The sequence below is a fragment of the Pseudomonas anguilliseptica genome, from assembly GCF_900105355.1.
GTDB classification, from domain to species: Bacteria; Pseudomonadota; Gammaproteobacteria; order Pseudomonadales; family Pseudomonadaceae; genus Aquipseudomonas; species Aquipseudomonas anguilliseptica.
Genome location: NZ_FNSC01000001.1, coordinates 2,453,158 through 2,477,542 on the forward strand (window position 1 = coordinate 2,453,158; position 24,385 = coordinate 2,477,542).

General features: G+C 59.5%; 20 protein-coding genes and 2 pseudogenes. 12 read left to right on the forward strand and 10 right to left on the reverse strand.

All coding sequences use genetic code 11. From position 1 onward, the window contains the following. Nucleotides 1-44 precede the first annotated feature (44 nt). From BLW24_RS11775 to BLW24_RS11790, 4 genes are all read left to right on the forward strand, one after another. A complete protein-coding gene (locus BLW24_RS11775) occupies nt 45-1,025 on the forward strand; it encodes an IS5 family transposase (RefSeq protein WP_090375425.1) in 981 nt (326 codons plus the stop codon). A gap of 215 nt (nt 1,026-1,240) precedes the next feature. Continuing rightward, nucleotides 1,241-2,221 carry an IS5 family transposase gene (locus tag BLW24_RS11780; RefSeq protein WP_090375222.1) on the forward strand — a complete coding sequence of 327 codons (981 nt, stop codon included), beginning with the start codon at nt 1,241-1,243 and terminating at the stop codon, nt 2,219-2,221. A gap of 389 nt (nt 2,222-2,610) precedes the next feature. Next, the gene (locus tag BLW24_RS11785) at nt 2,611-3,573 is read left to right on the forward strand and encodes a glycosyltransferase (protein WP_090380741.1); all 963 of its coding nucleotides are present in this window, start codon (nt 2,611-2,613) and stop codon (nt 3,571-3,573) included. A 29-nt stretch (nt 3,574-3,602) separates the two neighbouring features. Beyond that, entirely contained in the window at nt 3,603-4,700 is a 1,098-nt protein-coding gene (locus tag BLW24_RS11790) for a glycosyltransferase (RefSeq protein WP_139272661.1), read from the forward strand. Here the strand turns inward: BLW24_RS11790 and BLW24_RS11795 are convergent. Then, nucleotides 4,697-5,302, reverse strand: a complete 606-nt coding sequence (locus tag BLW24_RS11795) for a BUD32 family EKC/KEOPS complex subunit (RefSeq protein ID WP_090380747.1) — start codon at nt 5,300-5,302, stop codon at nt 4,697-4,699. The genes BLW24_RS11790 and BLW24_RS11795 overlap by 4 nt on opposite strands. A gap of 15 nt (nt 5,303-5,317) precedes the next feature. Next, nucleotides 5,318-6,382 carry a hypothetical protein gene (locus BLW24_RS11800; protein WP_244161147.1) on the reverse strand — a complete coding sequence of 355 codons (1,065 nt, stop codon included), beginning with the start codon at nt 6,380-6,382 and terminating at the stop codon, nt 5,318-5,320. Nucleotides 6,383-6,529: 147 nt separating this feature from the next. Here BLW24_RS11800 and BLW24_RS11805 point away from each other — a divergent pair, with 147 nt between their 5' ends. The 7 genes and pseudogenes from BLW24_RS11805 to BLW24_RS11835 all read left to right on the forward strand — a co-directional run. Beyond that, nucleotides 6,530-7,510, forward strand: coding sequence for an IS5 family transposase (locus BLW24_RS11805; RefSeq protein WP_090375425.1), 981 nt, complete (start codon nt 6,530-6,532; stop codon nt 7,508-7,510). Nucleotides 7,511-7,669: 159 nt separating this feature from the next. Further along, a complete protein-coding gene (locus tag BLW24_RS11810; RefSeq protein ID WP_167360357.1) occupies nt 7,670-8,851 on the forward strand; it encodes an O-antigen ligase family protein in 1,182 nt (393 codons plus the stop codon). Between the two features lie 3 nt (nt 8,852-8,854). After that, nucleotides 8,855-10,693: a lipid A export permease/ATP-binding protein MsbA gene (gene msbA, locus BLW24_RS11815; protein WP_090380758.1), complete on the forward strand. Its 1,839-nt coding sequence runs from the start codon at nt 8,855-8,857 to the stop codon at nt 10,691-10,693. Next, nucleotides 10,693-11,589, forward strand: coding sequence for a GNAT family N-acetyltransferase (locus BLW24_RS11820; protein ID WP_090380761.1), 897 nt, complete (start codon nt 10,693-10,695; stop codon nt 11,587-11,589). Before msbA ends, BLW24_RS11820 begins: the two co-directional genes overlap by 1 nt. 2 nt (nt 11,590-11,591) lie before the next feature. Continuing rightward, nucleotides 11,592-12,992: a PIG-L deacetylase family protein gene (locus BLW24_RS11825; protein ID WP_090380764.1), complete on the forward strand. Its 1,401-nt coding sequence runs from the start codon at nt 11,592-11,594 to the stop codon at nt 12,990-12,992. Between the two features lie 64 nt (nt 12,993-13,056). Then, on the forward strand, nt 13,057-14,478 hold the full coding sequence (hldE, locus tag BLW24_RS11830) for a bifunctional D-glycero-beta-D-manno-heptose-7-phosphate kinase/D-glycero-beta-D-manno-heptose 1-phosphate adenylyltransferase HldE (RefSeq protein ID WP_090380767.1): 1,422 nt from the start codon (nt 13,057-13,059) through the stop codon (nt 14,476-14,478). 110 nt (nt 14,479-14,588) lie between these two features. Then, nucleotides 14,589-14,819 (forward strand): annotated as a pseudogene (locus tag BLW24_RS11835) (acyl-CoA dehydrogenase family protein); the annotation flags it as partial. A gap of 17 nt (nt 14,820-14,836) precedes the next feature. Here BLW24_RS11835 and tnpC read toward each other — a convergent pair. Beyond that, the gene (tnpC, locus tag BLW24_RS11840; protein WP_090375563.1) at nt 14,837-16,393 is read right to left on the reverse strand and encodes an IS66 family transposase; all 1,557 of its coding nucleotides are present in this window, start codon (nt 16,391-16,393) and stop codon (nt 14,837-14,839) included. Between the two features lie 18 nt (nt 16,394-16,411). Continuing rightward, on the reverse strand, nt 16,412-16,807 hold the full coding sequence (gene tnpB / locus BLW24_RS11845) for an IS66 family insertion sequence element accessory protein TnpB (RefSeq protein ID WP_244161054.1): 396 nt from the start codon (nt 16,805-16,807) through the stop codon (nt 16,412-16,414). Nucleotides 16,808-16,853: 46 nt separating this feature from the next. Here tnpB and BLW24_RS11850 point away from each other — a divergent pair. Further along, nucleotides 16,854-17,204, forward strand: a pseudogene (locus BLW24_RS11850) (nitroreductase family protein); the annotation flags it as partial. Between the two features lie 125 nt (nt 17,205-17,329). Here the strand turns inward: BLW24_RS11850 and BLW24_RS11855 are convergent. The 6 genes from BLW24_RS11855 to BLW24_RS11880 are packed head-to-tail and all read right to left on the reverse strand — an operon-like array spanning nt 17,330 to nt 24,312. Then, complete coding sequence (locus BLW24_RS11855) at nt 17,330-18,661, reverse strand: DUF58 domain-containing protein (RefSeq protein ID WP_090380770.1); 1,332 nt, start codon at nt 18,659-18,661, stop codon at nt 17,330-17,332. 40 nt (nt 18,662-18,701) lie between these two features. Continuing rightward, the gene (locus BLW24_RS11860) at nt 18,702-19,808 is read right to left on the reverse strand and encodes an AAA family ATPase (protein ID WP_244161149.1); all 1,107 of its coding nucleotides are present in this window, start codon (nt 19,806-19,808) and stop codon (nt 18,702-18,704) included. After that, nucleotides 19,805-21,052, reverse strand: a complete 1,248-nt coding sequence (locus tag BLW24_RS11865) for a DUF4350 domain-containing protein (RefSeq protein ID WP_090380773.1) — start codon at nt 21,050-21,052, stop codon at nt 19,805-19,807. Before BLW24_RS11865 ends, BLW24_RS11860 begins: the two co-directional genes overlap by 4 nt. After that, nucleotides 21,049-22,626, reverse strand: a complete 1,578-nt coding sequence (locus tag BLW24_RS11870) for a DUF4129 domain-containing protein (protein ID WP_090380776.1) — start codon at nt 22,624-22,626, stop codon at nt 21,049-21,051. The genes BLW24_RS11865 and BLW24_RS11870 overlap by 4 nt, the downstream gene beginning before the upstream one ends. Continuing rightward, on the reverse strand, nt 22,613-23,593 hold the full coding sequence (locus BLW24_RS11875) for a stage II sporulation protein M (protein ID WP_090380779.1): 981 nt from the start codon (nt 23,591-23,593) through the stop codon (nt 22,613-22,615). The genes BLW24_RS11870 and BLW24_RS11875 overlap by 14 nt, the downstream gene beginning before the upstream one ends. After that, the gene (locus BLW24_RS11880; RefSeq protein ID WP_090380782.1) at nt 23,590-24,312 is read right to left on the reverse strand and encodes an RDD family protein; all 723 of its coding nucleotides are present in this window, start codon (nt 24,310-24,312) and stop codon (nt 23,590-23,592) included. Before BLW24_RS11880 ends, BLW24_RS11875 begins: the two co-directional genes overlap by 4 nt. Between the last annotated feature and the right edge of the window lie 73 nt (nt 24,313-24,385).

Consider the following 24,385-nt stretch of genomic DNA (forward strand, 5'->3'; position numbering starts at 1 on the left):
CTGATTTTGGCAAAATGCCCGGACGCCACCCGCCGAGTTTTCCGATGAAGCAAATGACCTTCGCCGATGCCGAGTACGCCGGCAAACGCAAGCAGACCCGCAAAGAGTTGTTCCTGATCGAGATGGATCGGGTGGTGCCGTGGAAGGGTTTGATCGCACTGATCGAACCGTATTACCCCAAGGGTGAAGGCGGTCGGCCGGCCTATCCGCTGATGGCGATGCTACGTGTGCACCTGATGCAGAACTGGTTCGGCTACAGCGACCCGGCGATGGAAGAAGCGCTGTACGAGACCACTATCCTGCGGCAGTTCGCCGGGCTGAGTCTGGAACGTATCCCCGACGAAACCACCATCCTCAACTTCCGTCGTCTGCTGGAGAAACATGAGTTGGCTGCCGGCATCCTGGCCGTCATCAATGGCTATCTTGGCGACCGTGGCCTGTCGTTGCGCCAAGGCACCATCGTCGATGCCACGCTGATCAATGCGCCGAGTTCGACCAAGAACAAGGACGGCAAACGCGACCCAGAGATGCACCAGGCCAAGAAGGGCAACCAATACTACTTCGGCATGAAGGCGCACATTGGCGTGGATGACGAGTCGGGGCTGGTACACAGCGTGGTAGGCACGGCGGCCAACGTGGCGGATGTCACTCAGGTCGACAAGTTGCTGCACGGCGAGGAAAACGTGGTGTGCGCCGATGCGGGTTATACCGGTGTCGAAAAGCGCCCCGAACATGATGGGCGCGAGGTGATCTGGCAGGTTGCTGCCCGCCGCAGCACCTATAAGAAGCTGGGTAAGAGCAGCCCGCTGTACAAAGCCAAACGCAAGATCGAGAAGGCCAAGGCCCAGGTGCGCGCCAAGGTTGAGCACCCGTTCCGGGTGATCAAGCGTCAGTTCAGTTATGTAAAGACACGCTTCCGTGGCTTGGCCAAGAACACGGCGCAACTGGTGACGCTGTTCGCGCTGTCGAACCTGTGGATGGCACGCCGACATTTACTGACCAATGCAGGAGAGGTGCGCCTGTAATGCGGGAAATGGCTGCCGCGAGCTACTCGCGGCGGCTAAAAACACAGAAATGAATGGGTAATCTGATCGTTTTTGATCGATTTGCCGCTTTCAAAATCGGCGGGGGCTGAAGTCAGCCAGAAATACATGGCTACTTCAGACCATCCCTAAGGAAACTCTGAATAAGTCTTCCTGATTTTGGCAAAATGCCCGGACGCCACCCACCGAGTTTTCCGATGAAGCAGATGACCTTCGCCGATGCCGAGTACGCCGGCAAGCGCAAGCAGACCCGCAAAGAGTTGTTCCTGATCGAGATGGATCGGGTGGTGCCGTGGAAGGGCTTGATTGCCCTGATCGATCCACATTACCCCAAGGGTGAAGGCGGTCGCCCGGCGTACCCGTTGATGGCGATGCTGCGTGTTCATCTGATGCAAAACTGGCTCGGTTACAGCGATCCTGCGATGGAAGAGGCGCTGTACGAAACGACCATTCTGCGGCAGTTCGCCGGGTTGAGCCTGGAGCGTATCCCTGACGAAACCACCATCCTCAACTTCCGTCGCGTACTGGAAAAAAACGAACTGGCGGCTGGCATCTTGGCTGTGATCAACGGCTACCTGGGGGATCGCGGCCTGTCCCTGCGCCAGGGCACCATCGTCGATGCGACGTTGATCAATGCGCCCAGCTCGACCAAAAACAAAGACGGTAAACGCGACCCGGAGATGCACCAGACCAAGAAGGGCAACCAGTACTACTTCGGCATGAAGGCCCACATCGGTGTGGATGACAAGTCTGGACTGGTGCACAGCGTGGTGGGCACGGCGGCCAACGTGGCGGACGTCACCCAGGTGGATAAGCTGCTGCATGGCGACGAGAACGTGGTTTGTACCGACGCAGGTTACACCGGTGTGGAAAAGCGTCCGGAGCATGAGGGTCGGAAGGTTATCTGGCAGGTGGCGGCACGCCGCAGCACCTACAAGAAACTCGATAAGCGCAGCGCGCTATACAAAGCCAAGCGCAAGATCGAGAAGGCCAAAGCCCAGGTGCGCGCCAAGGTCGAGCACCCGTTTCGGGTGATCAAGCGGCAGTTCGGCTATGTGAAGACGCGCTTCCGCGGCCTGGCCAAGAACACGGCGCAGTTGGTCACGCTGTTTGCGCTGTCGAACCTGTGGATGGCACGCAGACATTTACTGGCAACTGCAGGAGAGGTGCGCCCGTAATATGGGCAATAGCCGCCGCGAGGTGCTCGCGGCGGCTAAAAACACAAAAATAAGCGGATGATATGATCGTTTTTGATCGATTTTCCGCTTTCAAAATCAGCGGAGGCTGAAGTCGGCCTGAAACGCATGGCTACTTCAGAGGATCCCTAAGGCGAAAAGTCGTAGTCAAAGGCTACGCGCTGAGCAATCAGCCCTGGAGTAAAGTCCTCAGCCGGCGGCATAAGCAGCGTTTGGCCGAACTGTTGCAACTACCAAGTGGGACGCTCTAGCGGATTCAACGACAGGCTCTGCTTCTGCTTTCGTGGCGGTTGCTCGCTGTATAGATGCTTCGGGGCAGCTATTGCGCTGTTCTCATAGGCGATTATGGATAGCGTTTTTGAGGTGTGTCAGTGAACGTGCTTTTTCTGGTTCAAGCCGAGCAGCGTGCAATCTTAGACAGGCTGTATGACGGCATCGCCGCCTCATGCGACAGCTGCGACATTCGTTGGCTGAGTAGCGATGAGCAGGCCAATCTGAAACGCTATTTCCGCGAGCACGTTGATCTGTCCCGTTACGACAGGGTTCTTTTCTTCCTGCGCTTCAAGAAAGAGATGCGCCAATGGCGCTTCATTCGCACGCTGCCCAATGTGGTGATTCTCGAGCACGACGCTTATCAAAACTATATTCCGTGCAAATACACGGGCAAGTTCAGCGCCCACTACCGGCGTATGCCCTGGGTGCGTATCATCAGCTCCGGTGCCCAAGTCAGCCAGCGCTTGCGTGCCGAAGGGTTCGATGCTGTTTTCGTGCCCAAAGGCTACGACCAGGGGCTGATGACCTATCAAGGTCTGGCGCGTGATATCGAGTTGGCCTTTATTGGCAGCACCAAGAGCGTGGCCTACAGCGGGCGCAAGGCACTGCTGGATGAGTTGGCGTCCGTCGAGAACCTGTTGGTCACCAAGACGCAATCCGGCCAGGAATATAACGACACACTCAACCGTATCCGTTTCTTCGTAAGCGCAGATGTCGGGATGGGTGAATACATGATCAAGAACTTTGAGGCGATGGCCGTGGGGTGTGTATTACTCGCCTATGACCAGGGTGCCGAAGAAAATGCGGCGCTGGGTTTTGTCGATATGCATAACCTGGTGCTGTACCGCAATATTCCCGAACTGCGCGAAAAATTTGGCATGTTGCGCGCCGACCCGGAAAGAGCCCAGATGATTGCAGAGGCCGGTAGAGTGCTGGTGGAGCAGCGTTACAGCTTTGCAGCAATCGGGCATGCAATCGCCGAGGCCATGCGTCCTACATTACGTGTTCACAAACATTCGCCGTGGTTTCTTCGTCTGCTGGCCAGGTGGAAGTTGATCTGAAGGCCTGGCAGTCCAATTAAGGAGTGATTGTGAGCGTTCTGAACGTTATGTGGAGCGGTGGTGCAGCCTTCGTCTCCGTGCATAAGGTGCATCGGCAGATTCTCCAGCTGGGTAAGCCCGGTGAACCTGTAGAAACGCTGCTATTGCAGTCAGGTGATGCCGCACCGCTTGCTGATGTGGGGCGCGTTACCGCGCTCGGTCTTTCCACGGCGCGAATCAAGGGTGCAGGGCTTTTGGGGGCGCTACAGCGTGTGCTGGCTCGACGGCAGCTGGCCAAGCGACTGATGCAGCAACCGCCCCGCGTGGTACTTATCGACGGCATCGGTGTGGCAGCTTTCATTCTCCCCTTGTTGGAAAAGTTGACCGCTGCACGAGCTGTGGTGATGTTTCATGGCTCAAAACGGCTAAAGGCCGCACATATTGCTCTCTTGAGACGCTTTCCTGCGGGTCGTCTGGATCTGGTTGCGGTTTCTGCCACGTTGGCTGCTGAGCTTGAAGCGCAGGTCGGCTTAAAGGTGCTGAACGGGCGTGTAGCGATCGAACCCGTGGCATTTCGATCCTCGCTTATGGCGCGAGAAGCCGCGCAGCGTGCCCTTGGAATTCCGCCAGGTGCCGGACGGACGATTGGCGCGGTGGGCCGCCTGGTGCCAGAGAAAGGCTTTAGTCGTCTGGTGACTGCTGCCGCGGGTTGGCTCCTGAACAACCCCGAGGATCGTCTTGTGATTGTCGGTGAGGGCGTTGAGCGCCAACATCTGGCAGCCCTTGCTGAAGAGTTGGGCGTGATTAACCAGGTTCATTTGACTGGTCATCATGCCGAGGTCCCGCGACTTTACTCTGCGTTTGATCTGATATGCATTCCGTCGGAACAGGAGGGGTTGGGGTTGGTTTTGCCTGAGGCAGTGATTGCAGGTGTACCGGTTTTGGCGAGTGATTTAGCCGTCTTTCGTGAACAGCTCAACGGCGCTACAGGGCTTTTGCCGTTCGCTACCGAGGCCTGGCGTGATGCGCTCAATACTGTGCTGACAGAAGACCTCGGTGCCCTTGCTCACGTGCAACGTGCTGGTATGGATGCCGAGGGCGTTTGGGCGCGCTTCGAGGTGTTTTACCAGCGTTTGCTTGCGCGTTAGTTTAGAACGGCTGCCGATAATTCGGCCATTGGAAAGCGTTCTGCAATTTCCATTTGCCGCAGCAGACGGGCGAAGTGCTTGAGATTGCGTGCTGCCTTGGCTCTTGACAGTGGCCGGCGGTGAAATGCCATATCGGCAACATCAATTAGCCCCAAGGTGTTTTGTGGGGTCAGCACGATGTTGCCCAGGTGGAGTGAGCGGAAGTAAATGCCTTTTCTGTGAAGTGCGCGAATAAAGTCACAGAGAGCCGGCAGGCGCGTGATGAAGCTTCCGGGATCTTGCAGGTACAGCTCCTTGAGCGTCTGGCCTGGAAGCGGTGCATAGAGAACGGCGCTGAGCTGCTTTTCAGGGAAGGTGTACAGCGTCATAGGCGTTAGCGTTGGAATGCCTAATTTAGCCAGACGCTCTGCATTTTGATAAAAACGTATGGAATACGGTCTGAGCAGGGCTGAGGAAATCAAGCGTTTGCGCCGGAAAAGCTTAAGGAAGTGGCCGTTGGTGAGGCGATAAACCTTGGGTCCCAGGCTGTCTTCTTCGAGTACTTTCGCATCAGTGGTCAGGGTCGCCAGCGCGCTATCGGTCAGGTGTTTTGTGCTGAGCATCGTGTGTCCTTTGCTTTAAACGGCCTGCTTGACATTGAAGCGGTCAAGCAGGTGGGCTTGCATGGTGTCGTAGTGGCTGCCCGCTAGCAGTTTTAACAATGGGTCTGCAAGCCATAGCGTTATTTGCTCAGTACTCAGCGGTTTTCCCAGTCGTTTTTCGACATTGACTAATGCTTTATCCCACCAGGCCTCTGCACAAGCGCAGTCAAACTCGTTGGCGTAGGTATGACATCCATAAAGCAGTTCACGCAGAAGCTGTCGGCGCTCTTTGGCGATTAACGCGGTCAATGTTTTTTGCCAGCCTCGATAAGGCTGTGGCGGTCGTGGTAGGCGATCATTCACGAGCAGTACATCTGCCATCGCAGCTTTGCTCAGAGGCTCAGCGTGGTGCTTTGTGTGCCACGCTTGGATTTTGGCTCTGAACTGCGCCTTGCGACTCCAGTAGTGGTGTATGAGGTCGGTGCAGGCGTTGAGTTGAAGCTGGCCATGTGCTGCCAGAGCTAAGCTGAATTCTTCTAGCGTATAGAGTTCAGGTACCAGTGGGCGCAGGTCATCCATCAGCTTAATTGAGTGTTCGAGAACCCCTTTGTCAAGTGTGGTTAAGCCGATTACACCAGAGTTCGTCTGGCGCAAGTTCGTTTTCCAGAGCCCTGACTGCTTGAGGTGGGTGGCTGACTGGCTGGGAAACGATGGCGATTCTCCGAGAGTCGCTCCGATAGCATTGCAGAGCAGGTGACCACTGGTAACGCGCTCGAAAAGCGAGTCAGGAGAGGCACGGAAAAACGTGTCAGTGTCAATCAGTACAGCTTTTTCATACTCACTGAGTACGTTAAGCAAGACGGCATGTTTGATCCTGAAATGGTAGCGGTGAGGACCATCCCAGGTAGGGTCTATGGTGCAAGTTGTGACGGGAAGTCTCGTGTAGAGCTGAGGGTTGTCGGTAAAGACCCGAATCTCAAACTGCCGATCGTTTGGGCAGAGTGCTGAATGAGCGAGCGCGCTGGCTATGCTGAAAACCGCCTCGCGTTGGTAAATGTCTGCGCCGAAGGCGAGATAGGCGAGTTGTGGGGTGGTGTTCATTACGTAAGGCATCGAATGTTAGATACGGCATAGAATACCCCTTTTTTAGATTGAGCCGCCCGCTGAGTGCCCTGGGCGTTAGGGAAACTCTGAATAAGACTTCCTGATTTTGGCAAAATGCCCGGACGCCACCCGCCGAGTTTTCCGATGAAGCAAATGACCTTCGCCGATGCCGAGTACGCCGGCAAACGCAAGCAGACCCGCAAAGAGTTGTTCCTGATCGAGATGGATCGGGTGGTGCCGTGGAAGGGTTTGATCGCACTGATCGAACCGTATTACCCCAAGGGTGAAGGCGGTCGGCCGGCCTATCCGCTGATGGCGATGCTACGTGTGCACCTGATGCAGAACTGGTTCGGCTACAGCGACCCGGCGATGGAAGAAGCGCTGTACGAGACCACTATCCTGCGGCAGTTCGCCGGGCTGAGCCTGGAACGTATCCCCGACGAAACCACCATCCTCAACTTCCGTCGTCTGCTGGAGAAACATGAGTTGGCTGCCGGCATCCTGGCCGTCATCAATGGCTATCTTGGCGACCGTGGCCTGTCGTTGCGCCAAGGCACCATCGTCGATGCCACGCTGATCAATGCGCCGAGTTCGACCAAGAACAAGGACGGCAAACGCGACCCAGAGATGCACCAGGCCAAGAAGGGCAACCAATACTACTTCGGCATGAAGGCGCACATTGGCGTGGATGACGAGTCGGGGCTGGTACACAGCGTGGTAGGCACGGCGGCCAACGTGGCGGATGTCACTCAGGTCGACAAGTTGCTGCACGGCGAGGAAAACGTGGTGTGCGCCGATGCGGGTTATACCGGCGTCGAAAAGCGCCCCGAACATGATGGGCGCGAGGTGATCTGGCAGGTTGCTGCCCGCCGCAGCACCTATAAGAAGCTGGGTAAGAGCAGCCCGCTGTACAAAGCCAAACGCAAGATCGAGAAGGCCAAGGCCCAGGTGCGCGCCAAGGTTGAGCACCCGTTCCGGGTGATCAAGCGTCAGTTCAGTTATGTAAAGACACGCTTCCGTGGCTTGGCCAAGAACACGGCGCAACTGGTGACGCTGTTCGCGCTGTCGAACCTGTGGATGGCACGCCGACATTTACTGACCAATGCAGGAGAGGTGCGCCTGTAATGCGGGAAATGGCTGCCGCGAGCTACTCGCGGCGGCTAAAAACACAGAAATGAATGGGTAATCTGATCGTTTTTGATCGATTTGCCGCTTTCAAAATCGGCGGGGGCTGAAGTCAGCCAGAAATACATGGCTACTTCAGACCATCCTTAGGAGTTGAAGTTGAGGATTCAAGCGACAGGAATAATGCTGCTGATAACGTGCGGTTATTTGTGGTTTTTGATGGGTATTGCATGGGCCCCCAGCAATAAAATTTATCAGCAAGCACTGGTTGTGTTGCTCTGGTTGCCTGGCCTGTTGGCGATGGTGATCTTTCGCAAGCACCTGCTGGGCATTTGGCGAAAAAGTCGGCTGTTCTGCTCGTGTTTAGTTCTCTTCTTGGCGTGGGCCGCGTTGAGCGCAGTGTGGACTGGGGCTGAGGAGCCATCGAGAGAACTGAAGCGCGTTTTGTATGTTGTGCTATTTCTTGTTTCTCTGGCGTTATTGGGCGCTGAGCAGCCTCGGAGGATATGGCAGGGGCTATCGGTTGGCTTTGTAGGCTTGGCCTTTGCTTGTTTTGTCAGTATTTACCTCTTTTATATTCGCGATTTGCAGCCTATCAGTGTTCGACTTGAGGGCGTCGGGCAATTGGGGCATCCAATTCTCGGGGCATACGTGATGGCGCTGGTAGTGATTTGGGGGGCACGGTTCAAGCCTTCTCGTGTCTGGCCATGCATTATATGGGGTGTATTGATGCTATTCGCTTTAGCGTTTGTTCTGCTAGGGCAGAGCCGCGGGGCAATACTGGCGTTGATAGTTGGTGTTTTTTCCTTGCTTTTGCTTCGTGGCGGGCGAGCTGTGTGGCTCGGTAGTGCGGCGATAATGCTTGTTTGCTGGGTAGGCTACGAGCTGTTTGCGCCGCTCATCCTCGCGCGCGGCCTGTCGTACCGGCCAGAAATTTTTCAGGCGAGTCTCGACATGTTCTTGCAAAACCCTTTGCTCGGGTTAGGCATCGGCACCGATTATCGCGTTGTGACATTTAATTACCCCGAGGGGTTCGATCACACGCACAATAGTTTTACCCATGCCGCAGTTGAATTGGGGTTACCTGGTGTGGCCTTGTGGATCGGTCTGTGGCTAAGCGCATTTCATATTGCGTGGCGACATCGTTTTTCCGCCGAAGGTCGGCTGGTGTTCGGAACATTGGTTGTCTCGCTAGTGGCGCTTCAATTCGATGCAGCCAGTCTATGGGGTACGCCTAGGGCTGAGTGGTTTGTAATCTGGTTTCCGCTGGCGCTAACGCTTGCCCTCGTTGCACAACCGCACAGTGATAAACTGCGGCACGTCTGTATTGAAGCGAGTTGATTGATGAGTGATGTGAAAGATGACGCGGCCCAGCCGAGTAGCCTGAAAGTCTACTTTCGATTGCTGGGGTACGTGAAACCGTACATTGGTATGTTTTTGATCAGTATTGTTGGTTTTCTGATCTTCGCTTCAACTCAGCCAATGCTTGGTTACATCCTTAAGTTCTTTGTGGATGGCTTGGGTGACCCCAATGTTGGGCTTTTTTCCGGCGTACCTTGGATGCAAGAGCATGCGCCCTGGCTCGCCCAGCTCAAACTGCTTCAGGCAGTCCCGCTGCTTATTGTACTAATCGCTCTTTGGCAGGGAATTGGTTCATTCCTTGGAAACTTTTACTTGGCCAAAGTTTCCATGGGCTTGGTTCAGGATCTGCGCATCGCGTTATTCAACAACCTGCTAACGCTGCCGAATCGATATTTTGATAGCCACAATTCAGGTCACCTGATTTCAAGGCTCACTTATAACGTCACCATGGTCACAGGCGCTGCTACAGATGCGATCAAGGTGGTGGTGCGTGAGGGAATGACGGTCGTCTTTCTTTTCGCAACGTTGCTGTGGATGAATTGGAAACTCACTCTGGTGATGGTTGCGATACTGCCTGTTATTGGTTTAATGGTATCCAGTACGAGTAAAAAATTTCGTAAACAAAGTAAAAAGAGTCAAGTGGCAATGGGGGATGTCACCCATGTGGCTTCGGAAACAATTCAGGGTTATCGAGTCGTTCGTAGTTTTGGGGGGGAGCGCTATGAGCAACAACGCTTCCAGGCTGCCAGTGAGGATAATCGGCTTAAGCAGCTAAAAATGGTTAAAACAGGTGCGGTCTACACCCCGAGCCTGCAGTTGGTGATCTACAGCGCCATGGCCGTTTTGATGTTCTTGGTTCTGTTGTTGCGTGGGGATGCCAGTGCGGGCGATTTAGTTGCGTATATTACGCTGGCCGGTCTTTTACCCAAGCCGATTCGTCAGCTGTCTGAGGTCAGCTCGACTATTCAGAAAGGGGTGGCCGGAGCAGAGAGTATTTTCGAGCAACTGGATGAGTCTTCGGAGGTCGATGTCGGTACTCAGGCGCGTGAGCGAGTCACTGGGCGTTTGCAGGTCAGCAATCTCAGCTTCCAGTATCCGACCAGTGAAAAGCCGGTACTCAACAACATTTCCTTTATTGCTGAGCCAGGGCAGATGGTGGCGTTGGTGGGGCGTTCTGGTAGCGGTAAGTCCACGTTGGCGAGTTTGATTCCACGTTTCTACCACCATGAGCAAGGTCAGATTTTGCTCGATGCCCTGGATGTAGAAGAGTACACACTGCGTAACCTTCGTCGCCATATTGCTCTGGTGACTCAGCATGTCACGCTGTTCAATGACACCGTGCGTAACAACATTGCATATGGTGATTTGTGCGATGCCCCCCTGGATGCTGTTAAACGTGCTGCAGAGGATGCTTACGCTGCCGAGTTTATCGAGAAGATGCCGCAGGGGTATGACACGCTCGTTGGCGAGAATGGAGTGCTGCTCTCGGGTGGCCAACGTCAGCGCTTGGCGATCGCTCGTGCACTGCTCAAGGATGCGCCAATGTTGATTCTGGATGAAGCGACGTCAGCGCTGGACACCGAGTCTGAGCGGCATATTCAGGCTGCGTTGGATAAGGTTGTTGAAGGGCGCACCACTATTGTGATTGCCCATCGCCTGAGCACGATCGAGAAAGCCGATCTGATTCTGGTGATGGAACAGGGCGAAATCGTTGAGCGCGGCACTCATGCGCAGCTATTGGCACTTAATGGCTACTACGCGCGTCTGCATGCCCGCGATTTTGCAGAAGATATCGACATGAACATGGAACCAAGCTCCTGATGCTCAGCCATTTGCGCGCCTGGCGCGAGCGTGGCTGGATGGTCATCGAGGGAGCTGAGTACGCCGACGCCTGGCAACGGTTTGGCGGCAGTGTCGCCACCCATCCGCAGGTGGTTGAGCGCCTGGCTGAATTCGCGGGTTTGCCGGTGCGTTACCTGGGCTGGTTTGCCGGTGGCGAGTTGCAAGCCGCTATTCCGACCTGGGGGCGGCACCTGGCGTTGTCCAAGGATGTGCTCAAGCAGCAGGGCAAACGCGGCCTGTTCGACTTAGGCAATGCGGAATTGATTCTTCCGATCGCGCCCTCAGCCTGCGTCTCGCTGCGCCATCGCGGTCGTTATATTTCAATGCTCAATGCCGCTGCGATCAGCACCCTGCGTGAGCAGCCAGAGGGCCTGGCCTTGGCGCGCGAGCCTGAGGAATACAGCAAAAAGTTCCGCTACAACCAGCGTCGTGAGCAGCGTTTGCTGGAAGAGGCGGGCGGAGTGATTCGGCCGATGCTGGAGCTTTCCGCAGCCGAGCAGGCGGTGATTTATGCTGAGCTGTTTCAGCGTCGCTGGGGTTTTGAAGCCACCGGTAAGGCGCATCTAGCTGAGGTGTTCAGCCTGATGCGTGACTTTATGACCGGCTCGCTGATCTACCTGAATGATCAGCCAGTGGCGATTCAGGTGCTGTACCGCGTCGAAGCGCCGCAGTGGGTCAGCCTGGAATACATCAACGGCGGCGTTGATCCGCAAAACCGCGAATTTAGCCCCGGCAGCGTGCTGAGTTTTATCAATACGCAGACCGCCTGGAGTGAGGCGCGCGCGCTGGGTAAGCCGCTGCGCTATTCCTTTGGCCGGGCTGATCGCGAATACAAAGACCGCTGGTGCAACCGCGTTGCGGTTTATCAGGTCTGATTATGTCAGCTCGTAAACATATCCTGCTCAAGCGCCATCGCCGGCAAAAGCGCATCGCGTTGCTTTTGGCACTTGTTGTGTTGGCGCTCGTTGGCGTGCTGGTCGCCTGGTGGTGGGTGCCGATCCTTCTAGTGCTGGGTTGGGTTGCGCATGAGGCCTGGTTTGCTGATCACCTGTTCTATTCGCCCGGCGATGACTACAGCTATGCCTTTGCCGAGTCGACCCGCGCCGTAAATGGTCGCATAGACGCGGGTTGCGTGAGGCTGGAAGGCGAACTGGAGGCGGCGGATGCCCTGATTCTGCAGGTGCTCATAAAAGCCAGTTGGCTGGGCCGTTGGTTTGATCCTTATGTGCTGATCGGCAACGACCGTCAGGATTTTGAGCGGGGCGTGGACGGGCGGCGCTATCTGAATCTGTCCGGACAGGGCGAGCTATTGGCGCAGGGCAAGCTGTCGCTGCGTGGTCGGTTTTGCCGTCTGGATCCGCTCGTCACGCTCCATGCGCAACGCAACCCGGACTACGCCGAGCAGCGTTTGATGATTATCGCGCCGCATTCCGACGACGCTGAACTGGCCGCCTTTGGCCTGTACAGTCGGGCGCGTGAGATCAGCATCCTGACCCTCACGCAGGGCGAAATTGAGGCTGAGGCCTATCAGCCCCTGGGTCTGGAACAAGCGGCTGCCGCTCGGCTCAAAGGCCGCCTGCGTGCCTGGGACAGCTTGGCTGTGCCGCTGTGGGGCGGTGTACCGCAAAGCCAGTGCTTGCAGCTCGGCTATTACTGCCTGCAGTTGCCGGCGATGCAGGCCCTGCCTGATCAGGCGTTCGGTTCGCGTGAGTCCGGTGAAGCGGATATTCGCAGCGTGCGCGCGAACAATGCCCTGCCGTTTCCCGGCGATACCGATGGTGTGCCCAGCTGGCGCAATCTGCTGGCGGATCTGGTGGCTGCGCTTGAGCACTACCAGCCTGAGGTTGTCGTCACCCCGCACCCGCAGCTGGACCCGCACAGCGACCACGTCGCCAGCACCCAGGCGCTGTTGGAGGCGATTGAGCTGAGCCGGCACAAGCCGAAAACGTTGCTGTTTTACGCCAATCATCTGCACGACAACGACCGTTGGCCCATGGGGCCGGCCGGTTTTGGCATTGCCCTGCCGCCGGCCATCGAAGCGCTGCCGGCTGATGGGCTGTGGAGCCCGTGCCTGGATGCCGCGCAGCAACTGGATAAAGCCATGGCGTTGGCCATGCAGCACGATTTACAAGGCCCGTTGCCGGTTAAACGGCGTCTCCGCCGCTGGATTCAGCGTGTGCTGGTCGGGCGGCGCTGGCCCGCTACCGGTGAAGACGAATTCTTCCGCAAGGCGGTGCGCCGCCATGAACTGTTCTGGGTGCGTACGCTCGGCGGTTAGCCAGCGTAGTGGTCAGCCAATGTTATGATTCCCGGCAATCTGTTCTGCCGTTTCTGGAGTGTTTATGAAAGTGTCCATGCCGCGTTTCGACCAGGCCGCCGTTCTGGTGGTGGGCGATGTCATGCTCGATCGTTATTGGCATGGCGGCACTTCGCGGATTTCGCCGGAAGCGCCGGTGCCAGTGGTCAAGGTCGAGCAGATCGAAGACCGTCCGGGCGGCGCGGCCAACGTCGCGCTGAACATCGCGGCCCTTGGTGCGCCAGCCACCTTGCTCGGCGTGACTGGTGAGGATGAAGCCGCCGCAAGCCTGCGCAACAGCCTGCAGGCGGTTGGCGTAAAAACCTTTTTCCAGACGATCAAAGACCAGCCGACCATCGTCAAATTGCGCGTGATGAGCCGTCATCAGCAGCTTTTGCGCATGGACTTCGAGGAGCCGTTCCGCACCGACAGCGCGGCCCTGGCTGCGAGTGTGGAAGAGCAGCTGGACGGCATCAAGGTGCTGATTCTCTCGGACTACGGCAAAGGCGCGCTGCAGAACCATCAGGCGCTGGTGCAGCTGGCGCGCAGCAAAGGCATTGCTGTGCTGGCCGACCCCAAGGGCAAGGATTTCTCCATCTACCGCGGCGCCAGCCTGATTACGCCGAACCTGCACGAGTTCGAAACCATCGTCGGCCATTGCCGCGATGAGTCCGAGCTGGTGGCCAAGGGCGCGGCACTGATGGCGGAGCTGGAGCTGGGTGCGTTGCTGGTGACCCGTGGTGAGCATGGTATGACCTTGCTGCGCCCAGAGCACCCAGCGTTGCACCTGCCGGCGCGTGCCCGTGAAGTGTTCGACGTGACCGGTGCCGGCGATACGGTGATTTCTACCCTGGCAGCCAGTCTGGCAGCGGGCGAGGAACTGCCGAATGCGGTGGCGCTGGCCAATCTGGCTGCCGGTATTGTGGTCGGTAAGCTGGGTACTGCAGCGATCAGTGCCCCGGAATTGCGCCGCGCAATCCAGCGTGATGCCGGCTCCGAGCGCGGTGTGCTGAGCCTGGATCAACTGCTGCTGGCCATCGAAGACGCTCGCGCCCATGGCGAGAAGATTGTCTTCACCAATGGCTGCTTCGACATCCTGCATGCCGGCCATGTCACCTATCTGGAACAGGCGCGCGCGCAAGGCGATCGTCTGGTGTTAGCGGTCAATGACGACGCCTCGGTCAGCCGCCTGAAAGGCCCGGGTCGGCCGATCAACGCCGTGGGCCGCCGCATGGCCGTGTTGGCCGGTCTCGGCGCCGTGGACTGGGTGGTGAGTTTCACTGAAGACACCCCGGAAAACCTGCTGCGCGCGGTCAAGCCTGATGTGCTGGTCAAGGGCGGTGATTACGGCATCGAGGGCGTGGTGGGTGGCGATATCGTCCGCGCCTATGGTGGCGAAGTGCGCGTGCTGGGGCTGGTAGAAAACAGTTCCACCACCGCCATCGTCGAGAAGATCCGCAGCAAGTAACCCTCCACACTGACTGGCTGCTTTGCCAGTCAAGCGCGTCGGCGCGGTCATAGGCGCTTGCCCTGACCGCGCGCATGATCCATGGCATCCCCCGTATGGAGTGAGATGCCATGAGTTCCGATGTACAGGGCCGTGCCCTGGCAGTGCTGAATCGAGTCGCCCAGGCTGACTGGCCGGACCGTTTGAAGCTGCGCAAACCCTTCGAAAAGCTGATCTACACCGGCAGCCGAGCGAGCTTTCGCGCGTCTGCGCAGCGTGCGGGCAAAGTCGCCAAGTTGCCGCGCCCGGTTGACCCGGATGCGCTGTTTGATTGTAAGCGCTCCATAGACCCCACCTCCCTCTGGAGAGGTTTTGCGTTTTACAGTGGCGTCGTTGGTTGGCAGTTCCAAGGCAGCAGCGCTTCGTAGGCTTCAACGCTGTTGGCCAGCGGCAGGCGTTCGAGGACATGGCGCAGCCAGGCGTAGGGCTCCTGGCCATTGGTCTTGGCGGTTTCCACCAGGCTGTAGAGTTGGGCGCTGGCGGTCGCGCCTTTCGGCGTGTCGCTGAACAGCCAGTTCTTGCGACCTATGACGAAGGGCCGGATCGCGCGCTCGGCAGCGTTGTTATCGATCGGCAGGTGGCCAGCCTCGATGTAGCGTTCGAGTCGGCTCCAGTTGCTCGCCAGGTAGTTCACTGCTTTGCCCAGGGCATTCTGCGCCGTGACCTGCGGCTGGGTTTTCTCCAGCCAGGTCTTGAGCTGATCGAGGAGCGGTAGGCTGTGCTGCTGGCGGCCCCGGTAGCGCTGTTCATCGCTGGCATCCTTAAGTTCGCGCTCGATGCCGTAGAGCTTGTTGATCATCCCCAACGCGATGTCGGCACGCCCGGTTTTGCCCTTCGGTTGCACCTTTTGCGCTTCGACGAACTTGCGCCGCGCATGCGCCCAGCAGGCCAGGCGCTCAACACCTTGTTGTGCGGCCACGGCGTTGTAGCCGGCGTAATCGTCGGTCATCAGGTAGCCGCGATAACCGTCGAGCAGGCGCAGCGGCACCTCCTGCGCGCGGCTGGTTGTGTAGTCGAAGAGGATCACCGGTTTGCCAGGCGGGCCACCGGTCTGCACCCACATCCAGGAGTGGCTGCTCGGATCGCGCCCAGGCTCCTTGAGCACCTGCACGCGGGTTTCATCGCAGTGGATCACCGGACTGTCCAGCAGCCTGTCGCGCATCAGGTTGAGCAACGGTTGTAGCAGTTCGCCGCACTGGATCACCCAGCGCGCCAGGGTCTGCCGGGGGATGTCGATGCCATGGCGACTGAGCATCTTTTCGAAGCGATACAGTGGGATGCCGTCGGCGTATTTGCTGGTCAGCAGCATCGCCAGCACGCTCGGGCTGGCCAGCCTTTTCTCGATCAGTTGGGCCGGTTTGTCAGCGGTGACCGGCGCGCTTTCGCAGGCCTTGCAGGCATAGGTCTTGCGAATGTGGCGGATCACCTGAACCTGCATCGGGATGATTTCCAGCTGCTCGCTGGTTTCTTCGCCGATGGCCTGCTTGCGGCAACCGCATTCGCAGGTCAGTTCGTGTTCGGGCAGTTCGTGGATGACCTCGACACGCGGTAGTTCGGCCGGTAACGGCTTGCGCTTGCCGCGGCGCTTGGTCGGCGCAACGACTTCTTCCTCGACCTCAGCGGCCGGAGCTTCAGCCGCCGCTTCGGCCAGGCTTTCCGCTTCGTTGAACATCTCTAGCTGCGGTGAATCCGGGTCGCTGCTCTGCTCGGATTTACGGCCGAACAGGCGCTGGATCAACAGCGCGTTTTGTTCGCGCAGGCGCTCGATCTGCCCATCCTTGTCCTTGGCCAATTCCTGCGCCGACGACAACACCTCAGCGAGCAATTGCTTGAGCGCGGCGGGGTCATCAGGAAGGGTTTCGGGCACAGAAATCATGCCGTGGATTATACCGGCTCAGGTGACGAACCTAGGGGTCAAAACCTGGTGCGGCCGGTTGCGCCACAGGTCGATACCGTCCAACAACCAGTTCAACTCCTGGGCCGTCAGCACGATCGCATCTTCGCCAGGTTCCGGATGCGACTTGAAGCGTTCAGCCTCCAATCGCTTGAGCCACAGGCAAAAGCCGTTGCGCTCCCAATACAAAATCTTCACCCGGCTGCGCGCGCGGTTGAGGAAGACGAACAGCACCGGGTCGAACACCGCCACCTTGATATCCAGCTCGACCAGGGCGGCCAGGCCATCGATGGATTTTCGGAAATCCACCGGCTTGGGGTATAGATAGACTTTTTCGACTTTGGCGTCGGGGCGCATCATGACGGCTGGCTCCAGAAAGAAATTGGAGCTCAGCATTGGCTGGCCTGCGGATCATTTGTAGATGAGGTTTATGGAGCGCTTACAGTACAACCAGGGACCATTAGGTCTGTTGGGGCTGTTCAAGCGTCAGCTGCTGCGCGTTGCCGCCTGGCGCAAACCACTGATGCGCGCGCCCAACAGCCGCGCGCAGATGCGCATCTGGGCGGTGAAGTCCACGGCACTGGCGGCGCAGAATCTGATGCTGGCCTTCCAGAGTCATGGTTATGCCACCTGCCCGATGGAAGGCTTCGATGAGGTGCGTCTGCGCAAGACTCTGGATATCCCGCATCAGGCGTTACCGATCATGCTGCTGGCGGTGGGCAAGCAGGACGAGAAGGGCGTCTATAACCCGCGTCTGCGCTTTCCGTTGGAGCAGCATGTGACGTGGTTATAGCCGTAGGTTGGGTCGGGGCGCGTGGCCAGAGGAGCAAAGCGACGAAGCCCAACGAGACACGCCAATGCCTGTTGGGCTTCGCTGCGCTCAACACCAACCTACGTCGGCGTTGGCATTAGCCAATACTAGAGTACGCCGGCCTTTTTCCAGGCCAGATAACTGCTCACCAGCTGCGGCCCCAGCTCGCTCGGCCGTGCATCCAGCACCGGTACCTTGTGGGCAATCAGGCGTTCGTGCAGGCCAGCGCGGGCATTCAGGTAGTCCAGGGTCCCGCAGTAGTCCAGGGCGCTGGAGAGATCCTGCACCGGGGTGTGGCGCAGGGTGTCCAGCACTTCCTCACGCAGGCTGGCGACCAGCACGCGGTGCTGGCGGCTCAGGCGTTTGACCGCGCCTAGCAGTGCCTGGTCATCTTCATCACGCAGGTTGGTCACCAGCACCACCAGGGCGCGACGCCGCTGCCGGCTGAGCAGGTTCTCCACGGCGGCGCTGAAGTCCGCCGGTTGCTGGGTGCTGCGCAGGTCGTAGAGCGCATTGAGCAGCACATTCAGCTGCGCCTGGCCTTTGACCGGAGCCAGGAAACGGTTCTGCTCGCTGGCAAAGGTTGACAGGCCCACCGCATCGCCCTGGCGCAGCGCCACGTAGCTGAGCAGCAGGGAGGCGTTGAGGGCATGATCGAAGTGCGACAGCTCGCCGTCCTGGCTGCGCATACGCCGGCCGCAGTCGAGCAGGAAGATGATCTGTTGATCGCGCTCATCCTGATATTCGCGGGCAATCGGTGTGCGTTTGCGCGCGGTGGCCTTCCAGTCGATCTGCCGCAGGGTGTCGCCGTCGCGGAATTCGCGCAGCTGATGAAATTCCTGACCCAGGCCGCGGCGTTGCTGCTGGCGTACGCCCAGCTGGCTGAGCCAGTCATCCACCGCCATCAGTTGCGCGCCGTACAGCCGGGCGAAGTCCGGATAAACGCGGGTTTCACCGGCCACGGGCAGATAGCGGCGGGCGCGCCACAGGCCCATGGGACTGGGCAGGCTGACTTCGCACTGCGGGAAATGGAAATGCCCGCGCAGCAGTGGGCGCACGCGGTAGCTGACCTGAGTCTGTTCGCCGGGGTGCAGATCGACCTTGAGTGGCAAATGTTCGAAGGCCATATCACCTGGCAAGTGGTCGAACACCTCCACCTGAAGCGCACGGGTGTAGCTGTGGTGTAGATTCAGCCGCACTTCGCTCCAGCGCCCCAGCGGCAGGTTGCCGGGTAGATGGCGTTCGATGCGCGGCGAAGGTACTTGGCGCAGCAGCAGGGCGTCGATCAGCGTCAGGCCGAGCAGCACCAGCAGCAGACCCCAGTAAATCGTGGTAAAACTGTGTGGCACGGCAACGCCCAGGGCGCTGCAGATACCCAGCGCAATGCCGAGAACGAACAGACCGGCGAGCAGCGCCAGCAGCGCGCGCGAGGGCTTCATGCAGGGGTGCCTTTAAGTGCGGTTTTTTGCCAGGGACGGGTCATAGGCGCGGTGCCGGAACCTGATCGAGCAGCTGCTGCAGCACCTGATCCACCGACAGGCCTTCGATATCCAACTCCGGTGAGAGCCTTACGCGGTGGCGCAGTACGGACAGGGCGCAGCCTTTGATGTCATCCGGCAACACGAAATCGCCACCGCGCAGCAGCGCGCGGGCGCGGCCGCAGCGTACCAGGGCAATCGAGGCGCGTGGCCCGGCACCGATGGCCAGGCCCGGCCAGGTGCGAGTGGCGCGGGCGATGCGCACGGCGTAGTCGAGCACCTGTTCATCAATCGGCAGGTCACTGGCAATCTTCTGCAGCGCAAGCACATCGCGGGCCTGTAACAAGGTGCGCAGGGGGGTGACTTCGAGCATGTCGGCTTTGCTCGAGCGCGCCACCTGGCGAACCATGTTCAGCTCTTCGCTCTGCTCGGGGTAATCCATGCGCAGCTTGAGCATAAAGCGGTCAAGTTCTGCTTCCGGCAGCGGATAGGTGCCTTCCTGCTCGATCGGGTTCTGCGTGGCCAGCACCATAAACGGCAGCGGTACATTCAGGGCGCGGCCTTCCAGGGTGACCTGGCGTTCCTGCATGACTTCCAGCAGCGCGGCCTGGGTCTTGGCCGGCGCTCGGTTGATTTCATCCGCCAGCAGCAGGTTGGTGAATACCGGGCCCTTGCGTAGCTTGAACTGCTCACTTTGCAGGTCGTACACGGCGTGGCCGGTGACGTCGCTGGGCATCAGATCCGGGGTGAACTGGATGCGTGCGAACTCGCCGCCAAAGCAGCGCGCCAGGGCGCGCACCAGCAGGGTCTTGCCAAGGCCGGGAACGCCTTCAACCAGCACATGGCCGCCAGCGATCAGGGCGCTGAGCACGTCGTCGATCACCGTCGTCTGGCCGATCAGGGCTTTCTGCAACTCGGCGCGTAGCGCCTGAGCCAACTGGCTGGCACGTTGGCGCTGCGCATTCGGGTTGGCCGCGGCGGCTGCCGGGGCAGCTGGTGCTGGGGCCGGTACAGGCGTTTCGGCGGCAGCAGGTTCGACGATTTCGGCGCCGACAGGGGCTGTTTGGGTGTCGCTGTCCGGCTGTTCGGGGGTATGTTCGCTCGTCATAGGGCATTCCTGAGGGTTTGCAGGTTGGCGACCTGGCGGGTGAAGTCGGCGGCGGTCAGTCGCTGCTTGGGCAACGGCCGCATGGCTTGGCTGATAACGCTGGACGGCTGGCGGGTCAGGCGGCTAAGCACCTGCCACTGCTCGGCCACGGCGAGGCGTTCGAAACCGGGGTGACGATGGCGGGCGCGGCGCTGAATATCCTGCTGCAAGCCTTGCAGCAGGCTGTGCTGGCCGTTGTGGCGCAGGAGGAAGTCGGCGCTGCCGCGCAGGTGTTCCTGCAGCTGCCGGCGATTGCGGCTGGCGGGCAACAGCAGCGGGCCCTGGCGCATGCCCAGGTGCCATAGGCCGAATGCCAGCAACAGCGTCAGGGTGACCAGCGCTTGGGGGAAGTGTTCGAGCAGCAGGCTGAACAGGTCATCGCGGTCGGCGCGGTAGAGCAGGGTGACCTGGCTGTCCTGGGTCATGTACCAGAGCAGCCAGGCGTTGTCGTATTCGCCGATGCTCTGGTTCTGCCAGATCCAGCTGTCGCTGACCACGCTGATCAGGCCATCGCCATGGTAGAGCTGCAGCAGGTGGGTGGCGGCGTCGCTGTTGGCCCAGGCGTGGGCACGGTTCTCGGAATCGTAGAGGTGAAAGTCGGTGTCGAAGTTGAAGTAGGCCGGCGCCTCTTCGTTTTCCAGATACAGCTGGGTCAGCTCCGGATAGGCATTGTCTGAATCCGTGGTTGCTTCTGCCTCAGCCTGCGGTTCGGCTTGCGGCTCAGCGTCGGCCGTGTCCTCTGCAGCTGCGTCTTCTTCCGCTGCTTCGCTGGCGTCCTCGTCAAGCTCTTCGCTCTCGTATTGCTGGATGCCCAGGCTGTCGAGCAGCAGGTCGCCGCTCTTGCCTTCATCTTCATCCCACAACCGTTCGGCAACAAACAGCAGGTGGCCGCCCTTGGCCGCCCAGGCCAGCAAGCGTTCGGCCTGCTTGGGCGTCATGCGGTTGCGGTCGCCGAGCAGCAGCAGGGTTTGCCCGGCGCTTGGCAGGTCTTTCATGACCTCCAGGCCATCGGCGCGTTGCACCTGCAGGCCCTGTTTGCGCAGAAAGTGCTCAGCGGCGAGGTAAGGGTTGGCCCGGGCCTCGGGTGCGGGGCCGTGTTCGAGGGTTTCCTCATAGGGCGTGAGTTTGCCCAGCAGGTAGATGCCGAGCAGGCCGAGTACCAACAGCAGGCCGCTGCCGAGAAGGAACTGGATGCGCCGGTTCATGCCTGCGCTCCCTGTTCGAACAGACGGCGCCAGGCATTACACAGGCCCTGCTTGAGCGCAGCTGGCGGCAGGCGATGGCCGTAGGCGAGGTTCTGCCAGTGGCGGGTCAGGGCCTGGCTGAAGTGGCTGAGGTCTTTCTGCTGCAGCGCCTGAACCAGTTGCAGCACTTCGGCTTCGGTGTGCGAGCTTTTCAGCGGCAGGCGCTGTTCGTGCAACATGCGGCTGAGCAAGGCGCGGTAAAGCAAGCCGAGGGCGGCGCGTGGCTGTTCATCCCAGAGTCGTTCCACTTCACCGGGGATATCCGCTGGCAGGCTTTGTGGTGCCACTTCCAGGCCGAACAGCTGTTCTGGTGGTTGATAGGTGCGCCCTTGCGGCAAGCGCAGGCGTCCGGCAAAGGCGCTCAGCCAGTCGCGGTAGCGCCACAGCAGCCAGACGATCAGGCTGAACAGCACCGCCCATAGCAGCACCTCGAAGAACAGCGCCACGGCGTCGACGCTTTTCCAGAACTCGGTAAGTTTGAAGAACTTCTCCAGCAGTTCGATCAGGGCCTTGGCGTCTTCCTCGCTCGGCTCCTTGGGCTCTTCGCCGAGACGCCAGCGGGTAACTGTTTCGCGGTGTTCGAAGGGCGGCTGGTCGAGCAGTTGGCCGACGCTTTCCTGCGCCTCCAGGCTGGTCAGCGGTTGTTTGAGCAGGCGTTCGGCCTCTGGCCCCATGGGGTCTTCAATCGGCAGCGGGCAGCTGCTTATGGATGCGGCGGCCATGGCACTGCTCGGCACCTGCATTAGCAGTACGCCGCAGCCCAGCAGCAGGGCATAGGCCACGCCCGTCAGGCGCTGGCGTAGTTGGCGGAAGACCAGCTCGATGTCCCAGGCTTCCAGGGCGGTACGGCGGTTCAGGTAGAGGGTGAAGCCGCAGGCGACGTAGATCGGCTCCCAGAGAATCAGCAGCAGGACGTAGGTCAGGTTGGACAGATGCTCAAGCCACAACCACTCGCCCGAGGCCGCATTGATCAGGCTGTCCCAGGTCCAGTCCAGCTCCATCTGCGCCGGCAGCAGCATGTAGATAAAGCTGATGATGCCGAACCATAGTGCCATTTCCAGGTGTACGCCGACGATGGTGAGCCAGCTGGCGCCGCCCGCATCGCGCTGGCCGAGGACGATCAGGCGCTGGCTGCGTGCCTTGCCGGACAGGCCTTCGAGCTGCATCACCGGCAGGTCGAAACTGCGTGTGGGGCTTAGCCGGCGCCAGGTCAGGCTGGCCAGCAGTTGCGGTTTGAGCAGGCCGGGCAGGGCTTTCAGTGCCTGCTTGAGGCTCGGCGTGGCGCCGAACAGGGCATGCGAGAGGATATACAGCGGCAGGCGCTCAAAGGCCGGTTTCAACCACCAGAAAATCAGCACCGCGATGCTCGGGTAATCCCACAGCAGCAGGCACAGCAGGGCGAAAATCGGCACGGTTACCAATGCCCAACTGAGCATCAATACGCCGGCATGCTGTTTGGCCAGCAACACGCCGAGGTCGACGGCTTCCCAGGCGCTACGGGGGCGGATGGCGACGCTGGCATCAGTCAGGCGCATGCACACCTCGGCCAGCCAACAGCAGATAAGCCAGTACCAGCAGCCAGAGTGCAGCGCCGACTGCGTATTTGATCGCTGGGCTGGCCAGGTCCATGGATGACCAGTAGGCCTCGATAAACGCCGCTAGCAGGAGAAACACGATCACCCCGCCGACCAGCCGCACACTGCTGCCAGCCGCTACGCGCAGAGCCTCGCCGCGTGGCAGGCGGCCGGGGACCAGCAGCGCCCAGCCGAGCTTCAGGCCTGCCGCGCCGGCCAGGGCAATCGCAGTGAGCTCGAAAGAGCCATGGCCGATGACGAACGACCAGAAGGTTTCACCGTAGCCGATCTGCGTCAGATGGCCGGCCACAGCGCCAATCATCAGCCCGTTGAAGAGCAGAAAGAACAGGCTTCCGAGGCCAAACAGCAGGCCGCTGGCAAAGGTCTGAAAGGCAATGCCGATGTTGTTCATGATGTAGTAGCCGAACATCATCCAGTCATCGCCGGAGTCGCGCTCGCTGAAGCGGCCGATGCGCCTGGCGTCGGGGTCGTACATTTTTTCCATCTCGCCAACCTGGTCTGGCGCCATGACCCCGTAGACCAGGTCGGGGAAGTGATACACCAGCGTGCCCATCAGCAGCAGGCTGCCAAAGAACAACAGGCTCGCGGCCACGACAAAACGCCATTCGGCGCGAACCAGGCGTGGAAATCCGGCCAGGATAAACCCGAGCAGTTGCGCTCCCAGAGGGCTGCGGTGGCGATAGAACTGCTGGTGGCCACGCATGGCCAGCAGCTGCAACTGCTCAATCAGGTGGCTGCTATAGCCACGGCTCTGCGCCAGGGCCAGGTGCTGGCACAGGCTGCGGTAGTTGGCCGCAAAGGCCTTGCATTGCTGGCTGTCGGCCTTGCCGCGCTCAAGGGCTTCGAGCTGCGTATTGAAGGCTTGCCACTCGGCCTGGTGCTGGTGTTCAAACAGGCTCTGTTTCATGTTGGCCCCAACAAGCCACGGGCAATCCCGTGGATTTGCTGTTCGGCCTGCTCGGCGGGCACCTGCAGAGGCTCGGCAAGGATGCTCGCCAGCTCCTGTCGCCGTGCGCTGGACAGGCTCTGCGCCCGCTCGGCAAAGCTGAGCAGGGCACGTTGCTCACTCAGGCTCATGCTGAACGGTGCACGGATGGGCTCGGCTTGCGGTAGCTCGGGTGCTGTTGGGGCGTTATCGCGATACACCACCAGGGTGCCGGCGGCGATATCGCCGAGGCGCTTGAACGCTGGGTGATTCAGGCAGCTGAGAATGCCCAGGGTGTAGCCAAACGGCAGGATGTCGACGAAACGCAGCAGGTTGCGCGTGAGCGAGGCGGCCCAGCCAATTGGTGTGCCGTCATCATGAATAACCCGCAGCCCCATCATCTGTTTGCCGGGCGAGCGGCCTTGGTTGAGCACTTCAAACAGCACCATGTACCACCAGGTCACCAGAAACAGCAGGATGGTGCCCAGGCCCATACCGAACTGGCCGAGCAACGCCAGTACGGTAAACAATACGCCGAGCAGCGCACCGCGAATCAGCAGGTCAATACTGAATGCCAGCGCGCGCGGCACTAGACCGGCTGGACGCAGGATCAGGTCGATACCTTCCGGTGTTTCCACTTTATAGCGGGTATCCAGCAGCGGGCGTGCGGCGACTGAAGCAGGGGTTGGTGTGGGCGACATCGGCAGACTGCGTCGAGGAAAGCCCGATGCTAGCTAGCAGCAGGCAGGGAAGCAACCGGCTCAGTGAGATGAG